General features: G+C 59.4%; 18 protein-coding genes and 2 pseudogenes. 6 read left to right on the forward strand and 14 right to left on the reverse strand.

Features of this window, described 5'->3' with window-relative positions; genetic code table 11:
- The first annotated feature begins 110 nt into the window (after positions 1–110).
- From L904_RS05505 to L904_RS05520, 4 genes are read left to right on the forward strand one after another with little or no spacing between them, the layout of a single operon-like run.
- Positions 111–1,013, forward strand: a complete 903-nt coding sequence (locus tag L904_RS05505) for a carbohydrate ABC transporter permease (protein ID WP_020811101.1) — start codon at positions 111–113, stop codon at positions 1,011–1,013.
- The gene (locus tag L904_RS05510) at positions 1,010–1,837 is read left to right on the forward strand and encodes a carbohydrate ABC transporter permease (RefSeq protein ID WP_020811102.1); all 828 of its coding nucleotides are present in this window, start codon (positions 1,010–1,012) and stop codon (positions 1,835–1,837) included. Before L904_RS05505 ends, L904_RS05510 begins: the two co-directional genes overlap by 4 nt.
- On the forward strand, positions 1,834–2,919 hold the full coding sequence (locus L904_RS05515) for an ABC transporter ATP-binding protein (protein WP_020811103.1): 1,086 nt from the start codon (positions 1,834–1,836) through the stop codon (positions 2,917–2,919). Before L904_RS05510 ends, L904_RS05515 begins: the two co-directional genes overlap by 4 nt.
- 60 nt (positions 2,920–2,979) lie before the next feature.
- Complete coding sequence (locus L904_RS05520; RefSeq protein WP_245285023.1) at positions 2,980–3,195, forward strand: hypothetical protein; 216 nt, start codon at positions 2,980–2,982, stop codon at positions 3,193–3,195.
- A 19-nt stretch (positions 3,196–3,214) separates the two neighbouring features.
- Here the strand turns inward: L904_RS05520 and L904_RS05525 are convergent, their stop codons facing one another.
- The 7 genes and pseudogenes from L904_RS05525 to L904_RS05555 all read right to left on the reverse strand — a co-directional run bounded on the left by L904_RS05525 (position 3,215) and on the right by L904_RS05555 (position 11,344).
- Positions 3,215–3,841 (reverse strand): dual specificity protein phosphatase, encoded by a 627-nt coding sequence (locus L904_RS05525; RefSeq protein WP_020811105.1) that lies wholly within the window; start codon positions 3,839–3,841, stop codon positions 3,215–3,217.
- A 48-nt stretch (positions 3,842–3,889) separates the two neighbouring features.
- Positions 3,890–4,804, reverse strand: a complete 915-nt coding sequence (locus L904_RS05530; RefSeq protein ID WP_031234049.1) for an inositol monophosphatase family protein — start codon at positions 4,802–4,804, stop codon at positions 3,890–3,892.
- Positions 4,805–4,865: 61 nt separating this feature from the next.
- Positions 4,866–5,987 (reverse strand): ABC transporter substrate-binding protein, encoded by a 1,122-nt coding sequence (locus L904_RS05535; RefSeq protein WP_020811106.1) that lies wholly within the window; start codon positions 5,985–5,987, stop codon positions 4,866–4,868.
- 49 nt (positions 5,988–6,036) lie between these two features.
- On the reverse strand, positions 6,037–7,185 hold the full coding sequence (locus L904_RS05540) for an ABC transporter substrate-binding protein (protein ID WP_020811107.1): 1,149 nt from the start codon (positions 7,183–7,185) through the stop codon (positions 6,037–6,039).
- Between the two features lie 15 nt (positions 7,186–7,200).
- Positions 7,201–8,325 (reverse strand): annotated as a pseudogene (locus tag L904_RS05545) (ABC transporter substrate-binding protein).
- 33 nt (positions 8,326–8,358) lie between these two features.
- A pseudogene (locus L904_RS28515) lies at positions 8,359–9,491 on the reverse strand (ABC transporter ATP-binding protein).
- On the reverse strand, positions 9,491–11,344 hold the full coding sequence (locus L904_RS05555) for an iron ABC transporter permease (RefSeq protein WP_020811110.1): 1,854 nt from the start codon (positions 11,342–11,344) through the stop codon (positions 9,491–9,493). The pseudogene L904_RS28515 and the gene L904_RS05555 overlap by 1 nt, the downstream one beginning before the upstream one ends.
- Positions 11,345–11,857: 513 nt before the next feature.
- Between L904_RS05555 and L904_RS05560 the strand changes: the two genes are divergently transcribed.
- Positions 11,858–12,844 carry a LacI family DNA-binding transcriptional regulator gene (locus tag L904_RS05560; protein WP_020811113.1) on the forward strand — a complete coding sequence of 329 codons (987 nt, stop codon included), beginning with the start codon at positions 11,858–11,860 and terminating at the stop codon, positions 12,842–12,844.
- 47 nt (positions 12,845–12,891) lie between these two features.
- Here L904_RS05560 and L904_RS05565 read toward each other — a convergent pair whose 3' ends face one another.
- The 4 genes from L904_RS05565 to L904_RS05580 all read right to left on the reverse strand — a co-directional run bounded on the left by L904_RS05565 (position 12,892) and on the right by L904_RS05580 (position 17,805).
- A complete protein-coding gene (locus L904_RS05565; protein ID WP_020811114.1) occupies positions 12,892–14,535 on the reverse strand; it encodes a Na/Pi cotransporter family protein in 1,644 nt (547 codons plus the stop codon).
- 82 nt (positions 14,536–14,617) lie between these two features.
- A complete protein-coding gene (locus tag L904_RS05570; protein ID WP_020811115.1) occupies positions 14,618–16,303 on the reverse strand; it encodes a metallophosphoesterase in 1,686 nt (561 codons plus the stop codon).
- Complete coding sequence (locus tag L904_RS05575) at positions 16,297–16,905, reverse strand: dual specificity protein phosphatase (protein WP_031234050.1); 609 nt, start codon at positions 16,903–16,905, stop codon at positions 16,297–16,299. The genes L904_RS05570 and L904_RS05575 overlap by 7 nt, the downstream gene beginning before the upstream one ends.
- Positions 16,906–16,965: 60 nt before the next feature.
- Entirely contained in the window at positions 16,966–17,805 is an 840-nt protein-coding gene (locus L904_RS05580; protein ID WP_020811117.1) for an inositol monophosphatase family protein, read from the reverse strand.
- A 342-nt stretch (positions 17,806–18,147) separates the two neighbouring features.
- Between L904_RS05580 and L904_RS05585 the strand changes: the two genes are divergently transcribed.
- Complete coding sequence (locus L904_RS05585) at positions 18,148–20,133, forward strand: bifunctional diguanylate cyclase/phosphodiesterase (protein WP_020811118.1); 1,986 nt, start codon at positions 18,148–18,150, stop codon at positions 20,131–20,133.
- A gap of 297 nt (positions 20,134–20,430) precedes the next feature.
- Here the strand turns inward: L904_RS05585 and L904_RS05590 are convergent, their stop codons facing one another.
- The 3 genes from L904_RS05590 to L904_RS05600 are packed head-to-tail and all read right to left on the reverse strand — an operon-like array spanning position 20,431 to position 24,208.
- A complete protein-coding gene (locus L904_RS05590; protein ID WP_035260945.1) occupies positions 20,431–21,531 on the reverse strand; it encodes a hypothetical protein in 1,101 nt (366 codons plus the stop codon).
- Positions 21,528–23,096 (reverse strand): DUF4150 domain-containing protein, encoded by a 1,569-nt coding sequence (locus L904_RS28055; RefSeq protein WP_080707243.1) that lies wholly within the window; start codon positions 23,094–23,096, stop codon positions 21,528–21,530. The genes L904_RS05590 and L904_RS28055 overlap by 4 nt, the downstream gene beginning before the upstream one ends.
- Positions 23,093–24,208 (reverse strand): DUF2169 domain-containing protein, encoded by a 1,116-nt coding sequence (locus L904_RS05600; protein WP_035260947.1) that lies wholly within the window; start codon positions 24,206–24,208, stop codon positions 23,093–23,095. Before L904_RS05600 ends, L904_RS28055 begins: the two co-directional genes overlap by 4 nt.
- Positions 24,209–24,215 lie beyond the last annotated feature (7 nt).

Consider the following 24,215-nt stretch of genomic DNA (forward strand, 5'->3'; position numbering starts at 1 on the left):
CCGGGCGAACGGCCGGGTTTCTCCGGCCTCCACCCAAGGGGTTCCTCCCGGTGGGGCTGCCTGTCGCGACAAGCGGCGGCGGCCCCGACTGGAGCTTGCGAGGATGTTTCATGAAAAAATTGTTTTCCAGCCTCAGTGACGGTCGCGGTTTCGATATCGTCCTTGTCGCCTTTCCTTTGGGCTTCCTGTTCGTCATGGCGGGGCTGCCGCTCATCTACAACATCGTCATGAGCTTTCAGGAAGTCGACATGTTCAGCCTGGGCACCTTCGTGCGCCCCTTCGTCGGCTTCAAGAATTATATCGACCTGTTCCGGCAGCCGGAAACATTGCCGATCCTTTTCAACACCGTCACCTTTGTCGTAGCCTCGATTGCCGGGCAATTCGCCATCGGCTTCGGTCTGGCGCTGTTCTTCTGGGTCAATTTTCCCGGCGCCACCTGGCTGCGCGGCCTTTTCCTCGTGTCCTGGGTCATGCCCGGCCTCGTCGTGGGCGCAATCTGGAACTGGATCCTCTCGGGCGATTTCGGCGTGTTGAATTTCTTCCTGCGGGAAAGCGGCCTGATATCGGGCAATATCTTCTGGCGTTCGGATGCGAATTTTTCGCTCTGGGCCGTCGTCATCGCCAATATCTGGCTCGGCACCTCCTTCAACATGATCCTGCTTTCCGTCGGTCTCGCCTCCATTCCCGGCGATCTCTATGAGGCCGCGGAGCTGGACGGCGCCAACGCCTGGCAGCGCTTCTACACCATCACCCTGCCGATGATGCGCTCCACCATTGGTGCAATCGTTTCGCTCGGGCTGATCTTCACGCTGCAGCAGTTCGATCTTTTCGCCGCCATCACCGATGGCGGACCGAACAACAGCTCCAACGTGGCGCAATATTGGGCCTGGGACCTGTCGTTCCGGCAATATGATTTCGGCAAGGGCGCTACGATCTCCGTCATCATGATCGTTTTCGTCATGCTGGCCTCCATCGTTTATGTGCGCTCCACACGGCATGAGGTGCGCGGATGAGCATCACGACCCGCAACCGCCTGATGCTGGCCATCGCCATCGTGCTCGCCATCATCTACCTTTTCCCGCTTTACTGGATGTATCTGACCTCACTCAAAAGCGGCTCGGAAATGTTCGCCAATCCGCCCGCCTTCTGGCCCACGGACCCGCAATGGCAGACCTATGCCTATGTCTGGAACAGCCGCAACATGGGCAGATACCTGTGGAATTCAGTGCTGATCGCTTCGAGCGCAGTGCTGCTGATCACCATTCTCGGCGTCGGCTGCGCCTATGTGCTGGCGCGCTATCGCAATGTCTGGGTGGATATCGGCCTGTTCCTCATCCTCATGCTGCAGGTTCTGCCGGCATCGCTGATGATCACGCCGATCTTCGTCGGTTTCTCGCAATTCGGGCTTCTCGATTATCCGCGCCTGTCGGTCATCCTCGCCATTGCGGCGAAAAGCATGCCCTTCTTCGTGGTGCTTGTGCGCGCCACCTTCATGGCCGTGCCGCAGGAGCTGGAAGAGGCGGCGCTGGTGGACGGTAATTCCCGGGTCGGCGCCTTCTTCAACATCGTGTTGCCGCTTGCCAGAAACGGCATTCTCGTCAGCGCCATCCTCATCTTCATGCAGGCCTTCGGCGAATTCGTCTATTCGAAATCGGTGATCCAGGCGGCCGAACTACAGCCGGCGAGCGTCGGCCTCAATTCCTTCATGGGCCCCAATACCAGCGAATGGAACAACATCATGGCCTATGCGACCATGTATGTGACGCCTATTCTCGCCCTCTTCATTCTCTTGCAGCGCCGCATCGTTTCCGGCCTGACCTCAGGAGCGCTCAAATGACCCTTCAGATCGAACTTTCCGGCGTCAACAAATATTACGGCGCCTTCCATGCGCTGAAGAACATCAACCTTTCCATCGAGAAGGGCACCTTCGTCGCGCTTGTCGGCCCGTCGGGCTGCGGCAAATCCACGCTTCTGCGCTCGCTGGCCGGGCTGGAAACCATATCGGCCGGCGACATGCGCATTGCCGGCACGCTCATGAACGGCGTGCCGCCGCGCAAGCGCGATGTGGCCATGGTGTTCCAGTCCTATGCGCTCTACCCGCATATGACCGTGGAGGAAAATCTCACCTATTCGCTGCGTATGCGCGGCGTGGCGAAGGCCGAGGCCCGCAAGGCGGCGGAAGAAGTCGCCGCCACAACAGGTCTTTCAAAGCTGATGAAGCGTTATCCCCGCGAACTCTCCGGCGGCCAGCGCCAGCGCGTGGCCATGAGCCGGGCGATCATCCGCAACCCGCAGGCCTTTCTGTTCGATGAGCCGCTTTCCAATCTCGATGCGGCGCTGCGCGTCCACATGCGCAAGGAAATCCGCGCGCTGCACGATCGCCTGCATGCCACTTCGGTCTACGTCACGCATGACCAGATCGAAGCGATGACCATGGCCGATCATGTCGTCGTCATGCGCGACGGCGTGATCGAACAGCAGGGCACACCGCTGGAACTATACGACCGCCCGGTCAATCGTTTCGTTGCGGGCTTCATCGGCTCGCCGGCCATGAATTTCATTCCGGCGACCGTCAGCCCGGATGGCGCGTCCCTTCAGCTCAGCTTCGGCGAAGGCGAACCGCAGCAATCGATCGGGAATCCGGCCTCCCTGCCGCCGGGCAAAGATGTGATCGTCGGTATCAGGCCGGAACATATCCGGCCGGCCGCAGCAGCCGGAGCGACATTGGCGCTGCCGGTTTCCGCCGTGGAAACGACCGGTTCGGCGACCTTCCTCACCACGGGAACCTCCACCGAACTGGTCATCGCGGTGCAGGGACGCAGCGCAGTCAAGGCCGGTGAAACGATCGGCCTCGACATCGACCCGTCCGATATGCATTTGTTCGATGCGGAAACAGGCGTCGGCCTCCTGACCCGCTGAGCGGCGGTTTTGCCGGCTGTTTCCTCCGCCGGCAAACACGAAGCGTGGAGTCGAATGACCATGAACGGGAAAACAGCGTTCCTTATCGGCGCGGCCATCCTCATCGGTCTTGTCATCATCCAGCTCAAGGATGTCCACATCGCCATCGGGGAACGCGCCATTGGAGGCTATGACGGTTCGAGCAACCCGGAAGCGGCCTCCCGCGCCGAGCGGGAGGCAAAGGAGGCCGCCGCGCGTGCCGAGGCCGCTGCAAGCGCGCTGGAACCGCAAAACTGACCAGACAGTCTTCCGCCTTTCAATGCGCGGCGTCGATCATGGCAATCCAGCCGGCGGCCCGGCGGGCAGCATCCGCAAGCACGGGTTTCGGCGCCTTGTACCATTCGTTCTCCGGCAATTCGCGTTTCAGGCGAACGAAGCCGATGGCGTCATCCAGCGTCGGAAACTCCGTTGGCAGCGTGAGATGCAGGAAAAGCGCAACGACGGCGACGGAACGCGAACGTCCGCCCCGGCAATTGATGAGCACGTTGCCACGCTCCCGCCGGGGATAGGAGGGCTTGTCGGGCAATATCTGCTCCAGCGCCGCTCGCAGGATATAATGGGCCGCAACCATCTGGGTATCGGGATTTCCACTCCCGTCGATCAGGCCGATCTTGTAGTAGCGGATTTCGCCCGGCCCATAGACGCTGCCTTCGTGGTCGGAAACGACCTGTGACTGCTCCACGAAATTGAAATCCAGATTGACGGCGCAATTGACGACGGTGGTAATGCCGTTCTGGCGTAGAAGATTGAGGTCGCTCGCCCCCTCCTTGCCGGAAATGAAGAGATCGACGCCGTAAAGCGGATGCTGCTCATAGATGCGGCTGAGCTTCGGCAGCTCTCCTGTTTCCTGCTCTCGGAATGGGGTCGGTTGCGATTGCGGCATGTCATGTCTCCATCGGCGTCTATACGGCCGCCGTCATCTATTGCGTCTTCAGGCCTTCGCGGCCGACTGGTTCAGTTGCATCGCCGCATTGGCGATGCGGCTTTCGGATATGAATCGCGCCACCCGCTGCAATGTCGGATAGCTGGCCCCCTCACCCGTGGCGATATAGCCCGGGCAAAGGAAATCGGCGGAACCTTCCGCCACCTTTCCGAGGGTCAGCGGCTCATAGGTTCCGCCGGCGTTTTTGAGAATGAGAATGGCGGCTGCCACATCCCAGGCATTGACGCCGAAACCGGCGGCCGCATCCGTCCAGCCGGCCGCGACATGGGCAATGCTGAGCGCAGCGCTGCCGGGTCGGCGCAATGTCGAAAAGGTCTCGGCGAGAGTGCCGAAATTGGCGAGCGCCGCTTCCCGCCCATCCAGCCGGAAATCGCGCGAGACGGGATAGCCGGTGATGAGCGTCGCCCGCGTCTCATCTGCAACGCTGCGGGAATGCAGCCTTTCGCCATCAAGATAGGAGGTTTTGAGATCGGCGGAAAACATCTGGTCCGCCACGGGATCGTAAACCGCGCCGGCGACGGCTTCTCCATCGATGACGGCAGCGATGGACACGCACCAGAAAGCAAGACCTCGGGCGAAATTTGCCGTGCCGTCGATGGGGTCGACATACCATTGCACCTCACCGCTACCGATCTGGCCGCCCTCCTCGCCCATGATCGCCGAATTGGGCTCCCGTTCGAGAATGACGGCGCGGATGGCAGCCTCGGCGCGCTTGTCATGGATGGTCACGATATCGTGGAGATCGACCTTGTAATCCACCGCCATATCCGACCGAAACGCCGCCAGCAACGGATCGCGCACGGCACGCGCCGCCGTTTCCGCGATCTTCATCAACCGCACAGAGCGGGAAAACGCATCCTCGTCTCCAGATTTCCGTTCGCTCAATGAAGTCTGCATCGGCATGTCCAGTCCGTTCGTTCGCAAAAAGGAGGAGGCGGCGCGGCAAGGACCGCGCCAGCCGGGGTTATTTCGTATAGTTGACGCGCCAGAAATCCTGCCATTCCTCGCGGCGGTCGAAATCATCGAGACCGGTGGCGGAATCGTAGCCCATCAGCCGGTCGGCGACCTTCATCAGCCCCGAAGGCTCGTCATCCGGCATCTTGATGTCGGTATTGGTCGGCAGCTTGCCGTCCTTCATCTGCGGGGCGATGCCCTCTTCCGTCAGGACGTAATGGATAAAGAGCTTGGCGGTGTTCGGGCTTCTGGTCTTGGAGGCCACCAGGCCGAGCTTGATATAGGTCCAGCCGACCCAGGGATCGAGATCGGTGCAGAGGCCGAGCTTGTAGCCCTTGTCGGCATTGTCGCGAAATTTGGCCGAACTCAGCAGGCCGAAGAAGGGCTGCTTCTGACCCGGCGCGCCCACCGCCTCCGCCACCGGGTCGTCGCCATCGGTGGCGAGCGGACCATTCGCGGCCAGCGCCTTGATCCAGGCGGCTGCCGCACCCTTTTCCTCCATCTCCTTGCCGAAATGGGCCTTGTAGGCTGCCGCCACCTTTTCATTGCCGTGGGCTTCAAGCTGGTTGAACCAGTCCGTATAGGTGCTCTTGCTGAGCGGATCGACCATGGCGACCTTGCCTTTCCATTTCGGCTCGGTCAGTTCCCAGATATTCGTCACCGGGCATTTGCCATAGGCTTCGGTATTATAGGCCCAGACGTTGGCATTGGTGGAAATGGCCAGCGGGTTTTGAAACTGCGCCGGGATTTTAGAGGCCATGTCGCCCGGCAGATAATTCTCGACGAAACCTGCCGGCAGAAGCTGGGCGAGCGCCGAAGGCGCATCGGTGATCAGCACCACATCGCCCTGCACATTGTTCGACTGGCTTTCGCGGATAATCATCTCCAGCTGGCTATTGGCGGAAACCTTCACTCCCGTCGCCTTCAGCCCGTATTTGGCGCTGAATTTATCGGCCATCTCAACGATCTTGCCGGTGCTGTCATAGATGTTGATCGGCTTCTCCTGCTTCGCAGCCGCAAGAACAGCATCGAGATCGAAAGTCTCTTCAGCCGTGGCAGTCAGTGCGGAAACGCCCATAATCGCTGCAGCTGCGGCCATGGCCGAGGCGGTTCTCAAATTGGTTCTTCGCATCGTTTCCCCTCCCAAGGAAAAGACAGGCGGGCTCGCACCCGCCTTCCGTTTATTTTTTGTAGTTCACACGCCAGAAATCCTGCCAGCCTTCGCGCTTGTCGAGGTCGTCGGCCGCCGTTGCGGCGTCGAAAGCCATCAGCTCATCGAGATGATTGGCGACCTTCGAGGGCTCATCCGCCGGCAGGGATATTTTCATATTGCCGGAGAGCTTGCCGTCAGCGGTCTGCGGCGCGATGCCTTCTTCCGTCATCAGGTAATGCAGGAAAAGCTTCGCCGCATTCGGGCTTTTGGTTTGCCCGGCAATCAGCCCGAAACCGGGATAGAGAAAACCGGAAAAGGGCTTTACGCCGCTGCAAAGACCGAGCTTCAGCCCCTTGGCCTCGTTGTCACGATACTTCGCTACCGAAATGATGACGAAGAAGGGATCGGCCTGCCCCGACGCACCGGCCGCATCCGCCACCGAACTCGAATCCGTCAGCAGCGGCGCATTTTCGGCAAAGGCTTTCACCCAGGCCGCCGTTGCGCTTTTTTCGCCCGTTTCCAGCTTCTTGCCGTAAAGGTCCTCATAGGCCCTGGCGACATCTGCATCGTGATGGGTTTCGATCTGGTTGAACCAGTCGGCATAAAGCGGCTTGTCGAAGAGATCGAGCATGGCGAGCTTGCCCTTCCACTTCGGCTCCGTCAGCTGCCAGATGTTGGTGACCGGGCATGTGTCGTATTTCTCGGTATTGTAGGTCCAGACATGCGGGTCCGAGACGACCACGAGCGGATCGCGCAGCTTTTGCGGAATATCGCCTTCGAGATCCGGCGGCGTCCAACTGGTGGCGATGCCTTCCGGCAAAAGCTCGCCCATGGCGGAGGCGACATCGGTTGCAACGCTCACATCGCCGACGACATTGCCCGCCCGATGTTCGCGGATCATCAACTCGACCTGCGTTGCCTCGTTCACCTTCTTGCCGCTCGCCTGCACGCCGTATTTGGCGGTGAAGGCCTGTGCCGTATCGACGATCTTGCCGGTCACCGCATAAACCGTGATCGGCTTTTCCTTCTTCGCGGCGTCGATGAGCGCATCGAGATTGAAGGCATCCTGCGCATGAGCGGCCCCGCTGAGCGCCAGCGAAAAGCCGAGGCAAAGTGCGGAGGCGGTCCTGCGCCGCCTGCGCTCATTGCCATTCTTGTTCTGAGTAGTGATCGTCACCAGATGGTCCCCCCGTTATTTTTTGTAGTTCACACGCCAGAAGTCCTGCCAGGTTTCACGCGCATCCCAGTCTTCAAGGCTGGTCGCCATGCTGTAGGGCAGAATGTCATCGAGAACGGCGCCGATACCCGACGGCTCATCCGCAGGCAGGCTCACCTCTTTGTTGGTCGACATCTTGCCGTCGATCGCCTGCGGTGCGATGCCTTCGGCGGTCATGATGTAGTGAATGAAGAGCTTCGCCGCGTTCGGGCTGTTCGTGCCCTTGGTGATCAGCCCGACACCCGGATAGAGCCAGCCGACCCAGGGTTTCAGCTCCTTGCAGAGGCCGAGTTTCATGCCCTTCTCGGCATTGTCGCGGAACTTCGCCGAGCTGATGAGGCCCATGAAGGGCTCCTTCTGGCCGGGAGCGCCAACGGCTTCGGCAGCGGCCGCATCGGCGTCGGTCAGCAGCGGAGCGTTGGCGGCGAGCGCCTTCACCCAGGCCGCAGTCGCGCTCTTTTCCCCGGTTTCGAGGTCCTTGCCGTAAAGCGCCTTATAGGCCGCCTTCACCTCGCCGTCGCCGTGGCTGGCCATCTGGTTGAACCAGTCGACATAGGAGGCCTTGCCCAGCGGATCCTGCATCGCTACCTTGCCCTTCCACTTCGGGTCGGTCAGTTCCCAGATATTGGAAACGGGGCATTTGTCGAAAAGCTCACTGTTATAGGCCCAGACATTGGCACTGGTGACGACGGTAAGCGGGTCCTGATATTCCGGGGGAATATTGCCGGCCATATCCGGCGGTAGCCAGCTTTCGACGAAACCGAGCGGAATAAGCTGCGCCATCGCCGCAGGCGCATCGCTGATGATCGAGACATCGCCCTGAATATTGTTGGCGCGCGCCTCGCGGATGATCATTTCCAGCTGGGCCGAAGCCTTCACCTTCGCGCCCTCTGCGCCGACGCCATATTTTGCCGCGAAGTTCTTCGCCATTTCGACGATCTTGCCCGTGCTGTCATAGACGGTGATCGGCTTTTCCTTCTTCGCCGCCTCGATCAGGGCATTGAGGTCGAAAGGTTCTCCGGCCTACGCCGCGCCGCCAAGCGTTGCGGCGATCGCCGTTGCGCATAACAGCCGGCCCAGGCCCGTCATTGTCCGCTTCATACTGCTTCTCCTTCAGCCGTCTCGGCGGCGTTTTCAGTTGTAGGTGCTGTTGCGCAGAACGGCGTCCGCCTCGGTGATGCGCTGCCCCCTCACGTCAAAGGCGTGCAGGGCCTCGGGCGGCACGTGGAAAAACACGCGGTCGCCGCTGTCGATACGCGGCAGGGAATGGGTGGTCAGGAACAACGTATGGTTCTCGCTTCTGAGTTCGAGAATCCAGCTACCGCCGGTCGGTAGCACGCCGGTCACCGTCATTTCGCCGGAGAAGCTGCCCTGCGGTACATCCTCGGGCTTCATCGCGTAACCCATCGCCTCTGGCCTCATGCCGATCGAGGCGATGCCGCGCAGTTGCGGATAACGCGTTGCGAAATAGGCTTCCGCGCTGTCGGCTATATCCGACACGCCGGGCTGGCCGAAGGTCAGGATGTTGATCGGCGGGCTTCCTACGAATTCGGCGACGAAACGATTGGCCGGACGGTCATAGATATCGTTCGGCGTGCCCATCTGCTGCAGTGTGCCCTCGTTCATGACGGCGATGGTGGTGGCAAGCGTCATGGCTTCCCACTGGTCATGTGTCACGAAGACGATGGTGGTCTTGAACTCTTTATGCAGCCGCTTCAGCTCGGCGCGCATTTCCAACCGCAGCCGGGCATCCAGATTTGAGAGCGGCTCATCGAGAAGCAGAACGCCCGGATTGACCGCAAGCATGCGGGCGAGCGCCACACGCTGCTGCTGTCCGCCGGAAAGCTGCGACGGATAGCGGTCGCGATATTTGGCGATATCGAGCGCCTGCATGACGCGCTCCACCCGGGCTTCGCGCTCCGCTTTCGGCAGCTTGCGCAGGCGCAGACCGAAATCCGTGTTGCGCTCGATGGTCAGATGCGGCCACAAAGCATAGCTCTGGAAGACCAGACCCATTTCACGTTTTTCCGGCGGCACGAAGATGCCTTCGGTAACGGAATCGATCACCCGGTCGCCGACGCGGATTTCCCCACCGGAGAGGTTTTCAAGGCGGCGATCATCCGCAGCGTCGTGGTCTTGCCGCAGCCGGAAGGGCCGAGCAGACACATGAACTCGCCGTCGCGAATTTCGAGATCGAGATCGGAAACCGCATTTGCGGAATTCACACCGTAGTTTTTCTGCGCACCGCGCAGGTTGATGGTAGGCATCAGCTTCCAAGTCCTTCTGCAAGATTTGTGCGGGTCAGCTTCTGGGCCAACAGCGTGCCGAAATAGGCGATGGCGGCGATGATCAGCACCACGGCGTTGGCGGCCTGCGTGTAGTGATAGTCGACCAGCCGCAGCGAATAGGTGGTCAGAACATCCGTGCTTGGCACGGCGAGGATCACGAAGAGGCTCAAGCCTTTGATGCCCGAAATGAAGGGCAGTAGAACCCCGGTCACCAGCGATCCCTTCTGGATTGGGATGACGATGGAGATCATGCGGCGGAACCAGCCCGCGCCGGCGATCTGGGCCGCCTCTTCCGGATCCTTTCCAAGCTGCGTCATGGCCGAAATGCCGGCGCGTGAGGCATAGGGCATCTGGTCGGCAATCAACGCGAGGATGAGGATCGTCACCGTGCCATAAAGCGCCGGCATCGGCCCGCGCGGAACGGCAAAGAGCGACAGATAGGCGGCGGCAAAAGCGATCCCGGGCACGAGATAAGGCAGGAACGTCACCTGTCGCAGATAGACCGACAGGGCCCGCACCGGCGTGCGGATGACGACATAACCGACAAGCAGGCCGAGAATACCCGATGTGAGCGAGGCAAGACCGACGATCATCATCGTGTTTTTCGCGGCTGCCCACAGATCGGGGCTCAGGAGCACGCCGGTCTGCAAAGCCACGGTGTTGAGATTGCTGCCGATCCAGTAGTCGAGCGTGAAGTTGTCGAACGTGAAGCGGGCCGGCATTTTCATGACGGTCGAAAGCGCCAGGGTCAGAAGCGGCAGGCCGACACTGAGGATGAAGATGGCGGCCGCAAAGCCGGTTGCCGGAAGCCGCATCTTGCCGAGGCGGCTTTGCCGGTTCATCGAACCCTTCGAACCGATGGTCACGAAACGGCGGGCTTCGCGAACGAGCCGGGCATCGATCATGAGCGTGATGATGCCAATGAGCATGATCGAGGCCGCAACGACGCCGGCAACGCCGGTCTGGCGCGAAGCAATGCTGCGGAACAGCGAGGTGGACAGGACCTCGAACTTCACGGGCAGCCCGAGAACATAGGGCACGCCGAACTCGCCGAGGCACTTCGCGAAGATCAGCACCATGGAAGAAAGCAGCGCCGGGCGCATCAGCGGCAGGATGACCTGCAACGCCACCTGATAACGATGAGCGCCGAGAATGCGGGCGGAATCTTCAAGCTGCGAGTCGAACCGGCGAAGCGCCGAGCCGAACAGCAGGATGACGAAAGGCGTGTAGTGCAAGGCAAGGATAATGGTGATCGGGAAACGCCCATAAGCCACCCAATCCGGCGGAGTGAGCCCTATCGCCTCGAACCAGCCGGGCTGACCGCCAACGGTGCGATTTTTAAACAGCGTCGTCCAGGCAAGCGCAAAGGTCCAGGCCGGCAGCATATAAGGCACGATCAAGGCGGTGGCGAACCAGCGACGGCCGAACATGTCCGTCCGGCTGATAAGCCAGGCAAGCACGGTGCCGATGACGAGCGAAAGCGCAATCGCCCCGAATGCCACGGTCAGCGTATTGAAGAGCGGACGCCAGAAAAGATCCGATGCGACAGGCGAAAAAAACGCCCTGTCGAGATAATAAAGCGTGAGATCGCCGACATCCTTGCCGAGACGCCGTTCGTGGCCGAACTGGACGCGGACGGCGTCGAGAATGATCGAAATGATCGGAACGACGATCAAATAGGTGAAAAGCAGCGCCGTCAGGACGCCGATCAGCGTCGTCGGTTCCCTGAGCGCGACCTTGAGACGATACCGCCAGGCCTGCCATGCCGAAGGCGCGGTCGCCGGGGGACTTCCCAGCGCTTCCGCCTTCGTCGATTCGCTTAAAAGAGCCATTATCTCTCCCCATATGGCCACGCAATTGCCGCCACACGCCGGCAAGCACCCGCCTTCGCGCGACCCGCGGAACAGGCGGCGCGTGCGTTGACCTTCAGCAATGCGTCAATGCTTCACAAGCGGGCGTCCAGCCCACAAATAACGATGATCCAGCTCCTCCCGAAAACATCGCCGGCAAGGCTGATGTAGAATAAAAATTCCATATCTTCCTTGACCTTGGAATGCATGATCCGTCTTAAAAGACATTTTGTCAATGAAAAAATGCACACGTGATCACTAACTTATTTATTTGTTTTAAAATGGTTTTTTGTCACAAAACTGTAATTTTTGAACGAGCTTGCGTGGGAAATGTTTTTTCCCTGCATGGCGACAATGGAACGGATGAGACATTTTCCTGGAATGCGGGCGGCCTTTTCTCAGCCTTGCCGAGCGCGGGTGAAAAATTTCAATTGGAATAGCCGACATCATATGGCCTGTGATATCAGGCATAGGATTTCGCAACGGGGGAGTTGAATGGCGAGAGGGTTCGTGACGGCCGAAGAAGTGGCGAAAAAGGCCGGGGTTTCGCGCTCCGCCGTCTCGCGCACCTTCACACCCGGCGGCAGCGTATCGAAGGCCGTCCGGCGCAAGGTACTGAAAGCCGCGCAGGAACTCGGCTACCGTGTCAACCGGCTGGCGCAGGGCCTCAACAATGACCGCTCCAATCTCATCGGGGTCGTCGGCGCCAACCTCAGCTCTCCCTTCATTTCAAAGCAGCTCGATCTCCTCAGCATCGGCCTTCTGCGTCGTGGCCTGCAATGCCTGCTGCTAAATGCGGCGGATGCCCGCAAGGACATTGCGCCGCTGATCGAGCTTCTCTTCGAATTCCGTGCGCAGGCAATCGTCGTTCTCTCCGGAGAACCGCCGGCCTCGATCGTCGATGAATGCATCGCCAATGGCGTACGCCTCATTCTCATCAATCAGCGTCTTGATCGCACCGATACAAATATGGTGCTGAGCGACGATTCTCGCGGCGCCGATCTTGCCGCCATGCGGCTTGTGGAAGCGAAATGCAAAAAGGTCGCAGTCATTTCCAGCGGCAGCCAGACGCCGGCACAGTTGCGCCGCGCCGCCGCCTTTACCCAGCGCATGACCATCGAAGGCATCGAGGTCGTTCCATGGTCCGGCGGGCCGACGAGCTATGACAGCGGTTATCAGGCCGGCTGCGAGTTGCTATCCGACAAGACGATAGACGGCGCCTTCTGCGTGACCGATCTGCTGGCGCTCGGTTTCATGGACGCCGCGCGGCTGGAAATGGGCCGCCGGGTGCCGGAAGATCTCTCGATTGTCGGCTTCGACGATATTCCGCAGGCGGGCTGGAAAAGCTACCAGCTGACCACCGTTGCCCAATCCTTCGACGCATTGACCGAGAAGGTTTTAACCGCGCTCGATAGCGATGAGCCGGAAACCCGGCTTCAGGTCGTACCCGTTTCCATGGTCGAGCGTATCACCGCGCGCTAGAGCAAATGCGTTCCGGGCATAAGCCGTCATGCGGCTTTACCATATCCCTAACCGACCTGCTTGATGCGGCTTTCGATAAGAAGGCCGCTTTCATCGAGGATCGGATGGGCGACGGCGGCAATATGGGCGTTGATGCGTTTCAGATCGCGCAACATGTCGAGATGCACCGAGCTGGTCTGAATGCTGTCAGCCCGCCCGTCGCGCAGGCGCTGGAGATGGCGCTCCGACGACTGCTTTTCGAGGCGCCGCACATCTTCCTTCACCTCCACCAGCCGGCGTGCAAGCGCGGCATTGCGGGTTGCGAAGACGGATTGCGCCATGCGGATATTGTCGAGAGTGACGGTAAAAAGACGCTCAAGTTCGCTCTTGCCATCATCGGAAAACCGCAGTCCGAGATCGATCTTCTTGGCGATTTCCGGGCGGATGCCTTTCTCGATGATATCGCCGATATGTTCGAGATTGATGGCATATTCGACGATATCCATCGCACGCCTCTGGTCTTTCCCGCTCAAGCCGTCCTGCCCCACCTTCGAGACATAGACCTTAATGTCGTGCTGTATCCGGTCGACCCGGCCTTCCAGCGCGCTGATATCATTGAGTTTCGCAACGTCGCTGTCACGCATGGCTTCGCCCGCCTGCCGCAGCATGCGCTCGATCAGATCGCCGACGAGAAGGACCTCGCGGCTCGCGCCAGCAAGGGCGGCAACCGGCTGATCGAGATCGTGGCTGTCGAGATAGCTGCGATGGCTTTCGCTTTTCTCTTTTTCCGGAAGCAGCGCCGTCGTTACCCGCAGCAACAGCGGCGAGAGCGGCCAGGCGATGGCGGCGACGGCCAGGTTGAAGAAAAGATGTGCATCGACCGCAAGATTGGCGTGCGAGAAAGGCGACATCTCCAGCAGCACAGCGCCATATCCGGCAAGAGGCAGCGCCGCGAGACAGCCGATTGCCCTGACGATGAGGTTGCCGACGGCCACCCGGCGCGCTGTAACCGGCGCTTTCAGCGTCGCCAGCACCGGCGGCACCGCGCCGCCGAGATTGGCGCCGAGCACCAGAACGATCACGAGGCTCGTTTCAACCCCGCCGCTTGCGGCAAGCGACAGGATAAGAACGACAATCGCAAGACTGGAGGAGGCGAGCGCGGCCAATACGGCGGAGAAGATCAGCGCCACCGGCCAGGCATTGCCGAGCATGCCGATGAAGAGACCGAGCGCCGGCGATTGCCTTATGGGATCTGTCGCAGCCGAAAGAAGATGCAGCGAAAGCAGCATCAGGCCGACACCGGCGAGCGCCGCACCGCCCCCCTGCCGTTGCACCGATTTTCCGCGTGACAGGACAACACCGGCAAGGATGAGCATTGGCGACAGCCAGCCAAGCCCAAGCGCCACAATCCAGGCGGTCATCGCCGTGCCGACATTGGCCCCGAGCAACACGATCTGCGCCATGGCCGGCGCGATGAGGTCCTTTTCGACGAAGGAGGCGACCATCAACGCCGTGGCGGTCGAACTCTGCAGGGCGATTGTCGCCACGAGACCGGCGATGAAAGAACGAAACCCGCCCCGCGTGCCGGCCGCAAGGCCGATGCGGAGCCGGGCGCCGAAGGCGCGCGACATTCCGTCCTTGATTTGCCCAAGGCCGAAAAGCAGCAGCGCCACTGCGCCGAACAGATTGATGCTGACCACGACAGATTCCATCGGATCACCCCGCTTGTCATCCTCGCCACCGGTCTGGGTTCAGACCCACCATGGCGGCCGCGCTTGTTGCAAACACCTCAGATCAAACCGCAACCCGTTCATGCTGCGGTACAAGCCCAAGCTCCAGATCGCGCGGGCTGCCTTCGGCACGCTCGAGAAACAGGCCGAGGGCTCCGAAGAAGATTTCGAGAAAGCTTTCGACCGAACCATCGTGACGATCCGGCTCTCGGCCGAAGCGCTCCGCCAGCATTCGGTAAAGGGAAAGCCGTTGCGGCGCGATGTGCGGCAGTGCCAGACCTGCGCCCTGGCGCAGGCAATACCAGTCGGCGATCAGCTCGAACATCGGCAGGTCCAAGGAAAGGACAGCAGCATCGGACGAAGATCGGCCTTCCCCTCCAAGCAGGCCGAGAACCTCCCGAACGCTTTTATCGGCGATTGCCGTGACGACCTCGGCCGGCCATTCCCTGGGGAAATAACGGTGCCTGATCAGCGCCCGCTTGTGGCCCAGCAGAAATTCACCGTAATTGCCGGCGGCGAAAGCCCGGTCGGTCGCCTCGCCCGTCAGTGCGGTTTCCTGTGCATAACCATCGCAAATGCGGCCATTGACCGGCAGAGCGGCCATCTCCACCGTCTCGACAAGGATTGCCTGCCGCGACGGGTGGACGACCTTGAAGGCGGGCGGAAAGGCGACGAGCGACGGCACGGCGATATTGGTGAGCGAGTTTTCGCCTTCCCCGCGACGGGTCACGCCTTCCACGTGCAGGTGCCCGCTGAAATGAACGGCAAGCCCGGCCTGTAACAGCGTATCCTCCACCGCCTTGCGCGGCGTGCGGCGCACGACATTGGTTTCACCGAACAGGGCGCCTTCCGCACCGCTTGCGCCATCGAAAGGATCGAGCGCCGGATAGTGGGAAAAGCCGAGCAATGTCTTGCCGTGCAGCTCCGCCCTGCGGCGCACATCAGCGATCCAGTCGATGAGGAAGGGCTTGCAGCGCAAAAGCGCATTCCAGCCACCGGAGGTGCTGTCGATAAAAGCCGCCTCCTCGCCCGCTTCGAACTCACCATCAAGCGGCTCGAAAATATTGGCGTCGATCATCAGTAGCCACAGACCCGGCTCCGGCTCGACCAGATAGGAGGCATCCATCAGGCGGTAGACATTGCGCCCATCGGGTGAGCGCACCGCGTACAGCCGGTCCTCCGGCGCATCGGAAACACCGAAAGGGGTTTCCCAATGCAGATAATCCGGCTGGCGGAAATAACCGAAAGCCGCCATCGGGCCAAGGCCCGCAGGATAACCTTCGCAATACATCCCGTCGCTCACGACAACGCGCTCACCGGCCCGCCGGGCATCGCTTGAAACGGAAAGGCATTTGCCGTTCTCCGTCAGGAACTCCTTGGTATGGTGCCGGCCGCGCGGGCCGAAAATATCGTGGTTTCCGGGCAATGCGTAGAAGGCCGTGCCGTGGGCGTCGCTGTGGCGTTGCAGGATGCCCTTCAGCGTTTCGGTCGTTACCCGTTGGCCATCATCGGTATAGTCGCCAAGCAGCACCACATGGCGAATGCCGCGCTGCCGCACCTCTTCCAGCGCCGCATGCAATGCATCGGCGCTTTCGTTGAAAACTCGGGTGGATTCACGCGTATCCGACCAGCTGCGCATGGTGATGCGCTGACCGTCGATTTCGATGCCGGGAAATCCGAAATCGGCTGCCGTGTCATGGAAATGCGCGTCTGCGATGACGGCAACGGAGGGAAGCGTGCGTGTCAGCATGATTGAGCGGTCTTTCTGCCCTCGACCATGTCGATCCAGTCGGAAGCACGGCGGGCGGCGGCGTAAAGCATCGGTTTCGGCGTCTCGAACCATTCGTCAGGCCGCAATTCCCGTTTCGTGCGGATCACGGCCAGCGCATCGTCGAGGGTCGGATAGAGATCCGGCTGCTGCTTGTGCAGGAAAAGCGCCACCAGTGAGACGGAACGGCTGCGGCCGCTGCGACAATTGACGAGCACATTGCCGCCATCTGCAAAGGGATAGGTTTCCCGCTTCGGCATGGTCTGGCGAAGCGCGCCGTCGAGAATGTAATAGGCGCCCAGCATCATGGTGTCGGGGCTGCCCTCACCATCGATAAGGCCCAGCTTGTAATAACGGATATTGCCATAACCCACGGCGCGCCTGTCGCCCTCTTCCGCCACCGCCTGCACGAGATTGATATCCAGATTGACGGCGCAATTGACGACAGTGGTGATGCCATGCCGGCGCAGGAGCCCGAGATCGCTCGCACCATCGCTGCCGCCAATGTAAAGCGCGGCATTGTGCGGGCCGAGCCCTTCCGCAATCAGACTGATTGCGGGCCGGGCATAAACGGGTCCATCCATTTCATTCCTCCACATGCATGAAGCACGAGGCCCCCTCAGCGAAAGGGCCTCCGCCATAAATCACGCCGATACCGCCCGCGGACGATCCGACAGCTGCCGCGCGGCGAGCGCTATATTCGATGCCTGGCTGACGCCTTTGGCAACACCGGCTGCTGCGGCCAGCACCGGCCCGCCATCCCTGAGACTGCCAATCTCCAGAAAAGGGCACACATCGCCGCCAGCTTCGCTGACGAGTAGCAGCCCCGCAAGACAATCCCATGAATTCATGTGCAATTCGAGATAGCCATCGGAACGGCCATCAGCCACATAGGCAAGCGCCAGCGCGCCGGAGCCGGCGCGGCGGACATTGGCGCCCATATCGAGCAGGTTCCTGACGACATCGAGATAGGTCGCATTCGCGATGCGGGTGGACCACCCCATCTCGATCGAAGCGGCATCGAAGCGCTCCGTTTCCGCAGTCCTGATCGGTTGCCCGTTGCGCGTCGCTCCCTCGCCGCGGCGGGCGAAATAAAGCTCGCCAAGGGCGGGACTATAGATCGCCCCGATTTCGGTCTGGCCGTTTTCGACATAGGCGATGGAGATGCAGAAATGCGGAATGCCACGGGCAAAATTGGCGGTGCCGTCGATGGGATCCACGACCCAGACGCGCTCACCGATCTCGCCGCCGCCCTCTTCTCCGAAAAAACTGTCTTCCGGGAAAGCGGCCATGATCGCGCCGCGAATATGCGCTTCGGAGGCAGCATCCGTCACCGTCAGAAAATCCTGCGGCCCCTTCATCGAAAAGCTGCGCGTCGCCTCGCCCTGAAAACCTTTCAGCACCAGCTCTCCGGCGGAAAGAATAACGCTGCGGCACAATTCGGCACGCGCCGCCAATGTATCGGGATAGTGGATCGAATCCATGCGCAAGAACCATTTCTCAAAGTTTGAACACGCGTTCATATTGCACGCGCGTTCAAACTTTTCAAGGGGCGTTGAAAAGGAGCGGATGAACATTGGAAGCGGGCGGGCCGACCATGCCAATTGAATGGATTCGTCGCAACTCATGGCATGAAGCAAAGAGCTTCCTCCCCGATCAGGAATATCCCCGCAGGAAACATTTAATACTGAAAACATTGGAATGTTGCGAAGCGAAGCACCTGCATCTTGCGGTTGATGTAGTTGTCTGTCGGTTAACCGTGTGTATTTCCAATGATGTAACGGGAATTATGTTACGAATGCCGCTCTGTATTTGAAGAGCCATGAATGAAAATACTGACCGCCACACAAAAACTGCAGGACTTCATGTCCGTCCGGTCCGACAATCCTGATCTGCTGAAAGCACAGTACCGCGCTTTCACCCGACAGATGCCGATGATGTATTTCATCCTGCTTTCAAGCACATGGGCGCTTGCCGTGACGCATATGCGATTGGCGCCGCTTTGGCTCACCGTTGGAGTTCCCGCCCTCTTCACACTCGGCTGCACGCTCAGGGTCGCCTTCTGGTGGAGGACGCGCGGCATGGATCCCGAACCGCGGGTGGCGCATGCAGCCCTTCGGCGCACGAATCGCCTCGCTGCCGGCATCGCCATGGCATTCACGCTCTGGTCTTTCCTGCTGGTGCCCTATGGAGATGCCTATACGCAATCCCACGTCGCCTTCTATATGGCGATTACCGTCATTTCCTGCATTTTCTGTCTGATGTATGTGCGTTCGGCCGCCTTCATGGTGACGCTCATCGTCAATGGCGCCTTCATCGCCTTCTTTCTGGCCTCGCAGCAACCGACATTTGTTGCCATCGCCATCAACGTTTTGCTGGTCTGCACCGGCATGATGTCCATTCTGCTGACCAACTACCGCAATTTCGAGCGCATGGTCATTTCACAACAGCGCACGGAAGCGCTCAGCAACGAAAACCTGCTGCTTGCCAATATCGACAGCCTGACGGAACTGCCCAACCGCCGCGCCTTTTTCGCCCACCTTGAAGCCGAACTCGAAAAAGCCAGGGCCAACGGAACCCGGCTGGCGCTGGGTGTGATCGATCTGGACGGGTTCAAGCCCGTCAACGATCTTTACGGGCACTCCGTGGGAGACAGGCTGCTTGTCAATGTCAGCAAACGCCTTACCGCCAATCTGAAAGCCAGCAGGGCCTTTCGACTGGGCGGTGACGAATTCGCCATCGTCGCCCCGATCATACCGGATGACGCGCAACTCGTCGCAAATGCCAATGCGATCTCCGAGCAGTTGAGGGCGCCTTACCATATGCCGGAAGGAACTGTGCATGTTTCCGCTTCCATGGGAATTGCCGTGTTTCCGAACCTCGCCTCCACGCTTGAACAGCTTTTCGACAGGGCGGATTATGCCCTTTACCACGCTAAGAAAACCCGGCGTGGCGATGCCGTTTTGTTCGATGCGGAGCACGAAAAGCAGATCAATATCGAAGCCCGCGTCGAGCACCTGCTCAAACAGCGGGATATGGAAAACGAGCTTTCGGTCGTATTCCAGCCGATCGTCGATATACGCGACGGAAGGACGGCAGGTTTTGAAGCGCTGGCGCGCTGGCACAGCCCGGTTCTCGGACATGTGCCGCCTTGCCAGTTCTTCCCCATCGCGGAACGGGCCGGCATCGTCGGCTCGCTGACGCGGCCGCTTCTCAAGATGGCGCTCGCCTCCGCCGCCAAATGGGAAACCTCCCTGCGCCTGTCGTTCAATCTTTCGGCCCAGGACCTCAATTCCCATGAGGGCGTGCTTTCCCTGCTCGGCATCATCGAAAACAGCAGCTTCGATGCACGACGGCTGGACCTTGAAATTACCGAGACGGCTTTTGCCCATGATTTCGAACAGGTCAGGCAATCGGTCGAAATGCTGCGCCGTCTCGGCTGCGGCATATCGCTGGACGATTTCGGCACCGGCTATTCCAGCCTGACACGACTGCATGCATTGCCGCTGACCAAGATCAAGATCGACCGCAGCTTCGTCACGGACCTGCACGAAAAACCGGCCAGCTACAAAATCGTGAAATCCCTTCTAACCCTCAGCCGCGACATGGGACTGGAATGCGTGGTGGAAGGGGTGGAAACACCAGCCGAGCTTACCGCACTCCAAGGCCTCGGCGCCACGCTGGTGCAGGGCTATATCTATGCGCCGCCGCTTCGGGAAGAGGATGTCGGTGCGTTTCTTTCGGGCCAGGCGAGTCCCAAACATCGCACCAAATCCACAGCTCTCAAAAATCCAAACAAGGCCTGGTGGTAAGCTCCGATGCCCTCTCCAAGTAAAACTTCCCCAGCGTCGGAATAGACATCACCGATGAGCCAACCTGAGTCAGGGATACATCAAGCGCCAAAGAGATGATACGTGCCTCATCAAGGACATGCAGCCCTATTGCAGCGTCCCGGTAGCCCATGTGTCTCGGCATTGTGGTTCGCCGCTGTAGTTTGTCGGGGGGAGGCTCATGCTATTTCCCTCCCGGTCCACGTTGCTGCGATTTTAGAAGGCCTCAGGCAGACCCCGACGCATCAATAACATTCGAAGCCTTCGAAAGCTCGCAACTCAGAGATCTGGGTGCTCTATCCGCTCCCAAGCCGCACCATCGAAGCGGAAAACATCTTTCGATGCGACGACCCAAAGCACGTTTTCGATCACCTGCGCAAAAAACGGACCATTGTCGATAGATTCGTTATCATCACGATTGCTCAAGCGCGGAAGAGGAGGATCAAATCTGCCAAAACCTCCTGTCTTGGGATCATACTCATAAAGACCGCCGGGACGAACGCTCGCCGCCATGACGAGTTTTTCCCGATACGGAGTGATCATGTGAAAGAGATTATGCTGCTGCCGTAATGCGACAGGCGAAAATCCCCGTGTGTGACTTCCGTGTATGAGAACACCTTCTCTCCCACATATCCAGACACTGTCAGGATTCTCGATGTAAATTCCGGTCAAAGCGGCTACCGGAATTGGAATTTTCAGTTCGTGCAACTCATGACCATCCCAGAAACAAAGGACCGGTTTGGTACCGGGCCCCTCCTCCCCGCAAAGATAGATGGCTTCTTCCGACAACCCGTTTATGTCAAAGAACAGTATATCGCGGGAGGCTGGATTGAGGGCCGACCGAGTGACCCATTCCTGCCATTCCGGAGAAAGAAATTCCGGCTCTTTTTCAGGCTTTGCTTCCTCCTGCGCATTTGGGTTCAGCAACAATTTATCGGTCAGGAGACGCCAATCATTGTTCCCCTTGCGAACATAGATTTGCCCCCCCTCTCCGCAGGCATATAGGTGTTGCCCGATCTCGCGGATGCGAGTGAGACGCCCATAGCCTTTCGAATCGTCACTCCAACTACCGGCTCCCTGAATTTTCTCTTGAAAATTCTCCTTCCAGTAGGTGTGATAAACGTCACCCTCCGACGACAGCAAAACGAAATAACCATCTGGCGTAGCGTGCTCAGCGCTATGATACACAGTCATGCTTTGAATATGGAAACCGAAGTCGGAATACGTCCAGTCCTGCGGCGGCACGTCGTCACGATCATACCGGTAAAATCGGCCATCAGGATCGAAAGGTTCAGCATTGTCTCTCGTTGCGACAACGGCGAGCGTTTTGCCCGACCTCGCATATGCTCTCGTAAAATCGATAGGCAGCTTGGTTTTCATGGTTTTCTGGTCGCTCCTTCAACAGCTCCAGACTTCAAAGCCGATATGGTTTCTTCAGGAAGGGGAGGATATTGTTTAGCTCGTAAAAGCTGGAACGGATTTTTTCCAGCATATTGGGTCGTCAGGGCCGCCATAATCTCTTTTGCACAATCGGGCCTCACGCTTATCATAGCCTGGGCCGACGCCTGAACTACTTTATGTAAGGGTGCAGTGAAAGGTGGCGTTGAATTTCTACCGGCATTTTCGATCGCCTTGTCCGCCAGATGACCACCCCAGTGCTCGGTTTGCTCTACCCGGGCATTGCCAATAACACATATAGCCATACCATCATTAAGGCTGGGCATATTCGGAATGCGCTTATCGGCCTCCTCTCTCGCGCCATAACGAAGCGTCCAGTCCGGAACTATATGGTGAGCCTGCATGCCGTACTGACCGCAGACGCTCTTCATCTTGCCGTAACGGTCGACCTGACACTTCTTGCGGTATTCGTCCCGATCGGAGACACGTACGGTTTCGCTCTGGGGTAATGCCTGCGGCCGACTTTCTGGTTCCTCACGCACTCGCTGCCGATGTCGACGGAGCTCCTCCATCGCCCAATCCCGCATCTCCCAGCTGTCATGTCCGGCGTCGATACCCTCGTCGAACATTTCTTTGATCCGCCGCTCCTGATCGTCCCGTGGGACGACGTCAGACAGATTTGCACCATTATCGGGGATAAGGACGCTTGATAATATCCCGATGACATTTAGGCGGCGGGCCCAAATGCCCACCCTCGCGAGACGGCCAACTTTTGCAAGATCGCTCACAACCCTGTGAGGCGGGGTACGATACCACTGAGGCGCTCGGGCGGGTCCCGGGGTTATCACCCTTCCCGGACCACGAGGAACAGTCTGGGGGACAGTCGGCCTTGTCGCCGGCATTCCTCCGCGAAGTGCTTGCGCAGAGTTTTGAGCTGCCCCAGTCGTCGCTGCGGCAGCCGATCCCGCATAAGCGTATTTCTCGCCCTCTTTAAACGGCTCGGGCGACGCATCGCTCATAACCCGGCCTTCGTCCGACCCGTCCTGCCATCGGAGCGATCCCCGCACCGGATCATCGTCCTTGGGAGGATCATAGGTCTGCGTGCTGCGGACGAAGATCGCCTCACCCTGGGTATTCCTGCTGTTCATATAAAAACGATCGAGGTGGCGAATGACATGCGAGCCTTCGGCACGCACCTGATCAGCATGCCCGATGGGTTCGCAGATGCTTTCCACCGTGCCGGATTTTACCCCCTTGCGGCTACCGGGCGCGTCGCCGTGCACATGTGTCGTACACGAACGCATCACCATCGCCTTTTTGCCGGTGAACCGAACAGACGGCGTATAGTTTTTATCATGGCCGCAAAAATCCACGACCGGATAGGGAATAGGCACCACCGACGAGCCAACCGGTGTCAGGCATACATCAGGTGCCAAAGAGACGATACGCGCCTCATCGATGTCACGCAGTCCCTCACGCGGTGTCCCCGTGGTCCATGTGCCGGGATATTGGGGCTCTCCGATATAATTGTCGCGGGGGATGCTCATGCTGTCTCCCTCTCGGTCAGAGCCGCTTCGGTTTCGGGCGACTTCAGACGAACGCGCGTCAGGGTAAGTTTTGTTTCACCGGCATCGGGAAGAGGAAACCTGATGCGCCAGGTCAGAAGCACCCGTCCATCATTGCGCCAGTCGAATTGCACGCCATCGAGCTTCAGCACATGCCATTCATCCCGATCTTCGCGAGAGCAATGGACACCGAGGGTAAGGCCAGGCAACGAGCCTTTCGTGATCGGATGCTCAGAACTCAGGTTAACGAGCTCGTAGTTCTCGTCACCCTTGAGGTGAGGCGTCGCGATGAGATCAGGATGGGCCGCCTGCCAGAAGCGTGGATCAAAATCACGCGGCAAGAGGGGGTGCCTCTCCTCCCGCCAACCGTCGTCATAAGTTCCGGAATACTGCTGACGGAACTGCCACCAAGGCGAAACGAGCCCAAATCCCTGCGGTTCCGGCGTGCTCCGCCAATCGGAATGCTCACCAACGGCAGCGATCTGCGGAGCTGGAACAGGCCCGGCGTCGGCAGGCATCTCAAGATTGACGATGCCGCACCCAAGCGGGTTTCGGCGCTCCACGTCAATCGGTGTTTCCGTCCCCGCGTCACCTGTGCCGGGGATCGCGCCGCCATAAGCGTTGCGCCAGCATATGGCCACGTTTCTAGTCGGTTCAGGATCGCTCAGTTTCCAATCCGCTATGACACGTTTGGCTTCCCTGGCGGAAAAACCTGCCCATTTCTCCTTAACGACAGGTTGCCAGAAGCGTCTGCCGAAAACCTCAATTTCCTTGAAAATTCCGCCAACGCGGATGGAGGCACGCCAGGATTTCTCCGGCTCGCCACTCGCAGACCACGCATTCCCGAGAAAGGTTATATCCGTGCCGGGCTTGTCCGGGGTAAGATCGCTTTGGCGCAGGAGGACGGTCTGGTGCGGATCGCCCTCATAGGCATCCTCCCACTGGAAACTTTCCTGCTCGGCTGCGACATCCAGCGAACCGCCCTGAGCATGCATGAATGTTGCACGCACGGAGACGATACAATCGAGCTCTCCTTCGGCATCGAACTGACGGAAAGCCATGGCGGGAAACGGCAGGCGGTTCTGAAGTTCCAAGACCCGG

Source organism: Agrobacterium sp. LY4, from assembly GCF_001526585.1.
GTDB classification, from domain to species: domain Bacteria; phylum Pseudomonadota; class Alphaproteobacteria; order Rhizobiales; family Rhizobiaceae; genus Agrobacterium; species Agrobacterium leguminum.

Excerpts from the sequence above, each read along its gene's own strand:
- L904_RS05505 (WP_020811101.1), top strand. The coding sequence starts at position 111 with ATGAAAAAATTGTTTTCCAGCCTCAGTGACGGTCGCGGTTTCGATATC.
- L904_RS05510 (WP_020811102.1), top strand. The coding sequence starts at position 1,010 with ATGAGCATCACGACCCGCAACCGCCTGATGCTGGCCATCGCCATCGTG.
- L904_RS05515 (WP_020811103.1), top strand. The coding sequence starts at position 1,834 with ATGACCCTTCAGATCGAACTTTCCGGCGTCAACAAATATTACGGCGCC.
- L904_RS05520 (WP_245285023.1), top strand. The coding sequence starts at position 2,980 with ATGAACGGGAAAACAGCGTTCCTTATCGGCGCGGCCATCCTCATCGGT.
- L904_RS05525 (WP_020811105.1), bottom strand. The coding sequence starts at position 3,841 with ATGCCGCAATCGCAACCGACCCCATTCCGAGAGCAGGAAACAGGAGAG.
- L904_RS05530 (WP_031234049.1), bottom strand. The coding sequence starts at position 4,804 with ATGCCGATGCAGACTTCATTGAGCGAACGGAAATCTGGAGACGAGGAT.
- L904_RS05535 (WP_020811106.1), bottom strand. The coding sequence starts at position 5,987 with ATGCGAAGAACCAATTTGAGAACCGCCTCGGCCATGGCCGCAGCTGCA.
- L904_RS05555 (WP_020811110.1), bottom strand. The coding sequence starts at position 11,344 with ATGGCTCTTTTAAGCGAATCGACGAAGGCGGAAGCGCTGGGAAGTCCC.
- L904_RS05560 (WP_020811113.1), top strand. The coding sequence starts at position 11,858 with ATGGCGAGAGGGTTCGTGACGGCCGAAGAAGTGGCGAAAAAGGCCGGG.
- L904_RS05565 (WP_020811114.1), bottom strand. The coding sequence starts at position 14,535 with ATGGAATCTGTCGTGGTCAGCATCAATCTGTTCGGCGCAGTGGCGCTG.
- L904_RS05570 (WP_020811115.1), bottom strand. The coding sequence starts at position 16,303 with ATGCTGACACGCACGCTTCCCTCCGTTGCCGTCATCGCAGACGCGCAT.
- L904_RS05575 (WP_031234050.1), bottom strand. The coding sequence starts at position 16,905 with ATGGATGGACCCGTTTATGCCCGGCCCGCAATCAGTCTGATTGCGGAA.
- L904_RS05580 (WP_020811117.1), bottom strand. The coding sequence starts at position 17,805 with ATGGATTCGATCCACTATCCCGATACATTGGCGGCGCGTGCCGAATTG.
- L904_RS05585 (WP_020811118.1), top strand. The coding sequence starts at position 18,148 with ATGAAAATACTGACCGCCACACAAAAACTGCAGGACTTCATGTCCGTC.
- L904_RS05590 (WP_035260945.1), bottom strand. The coding sequence starts at position 21,531 with ATGAAAACCAAGCTGCCTATCGATTTTACGAGAGCATATGCGAGGTCG.
- L904_RS28055 (WP_080707243.1), bottom strand. The coding sequence starts at position 23,096 with ATGAGCATCCCCCGCGACAATTATATCGGAGAGCCCCAATATCCCGGC.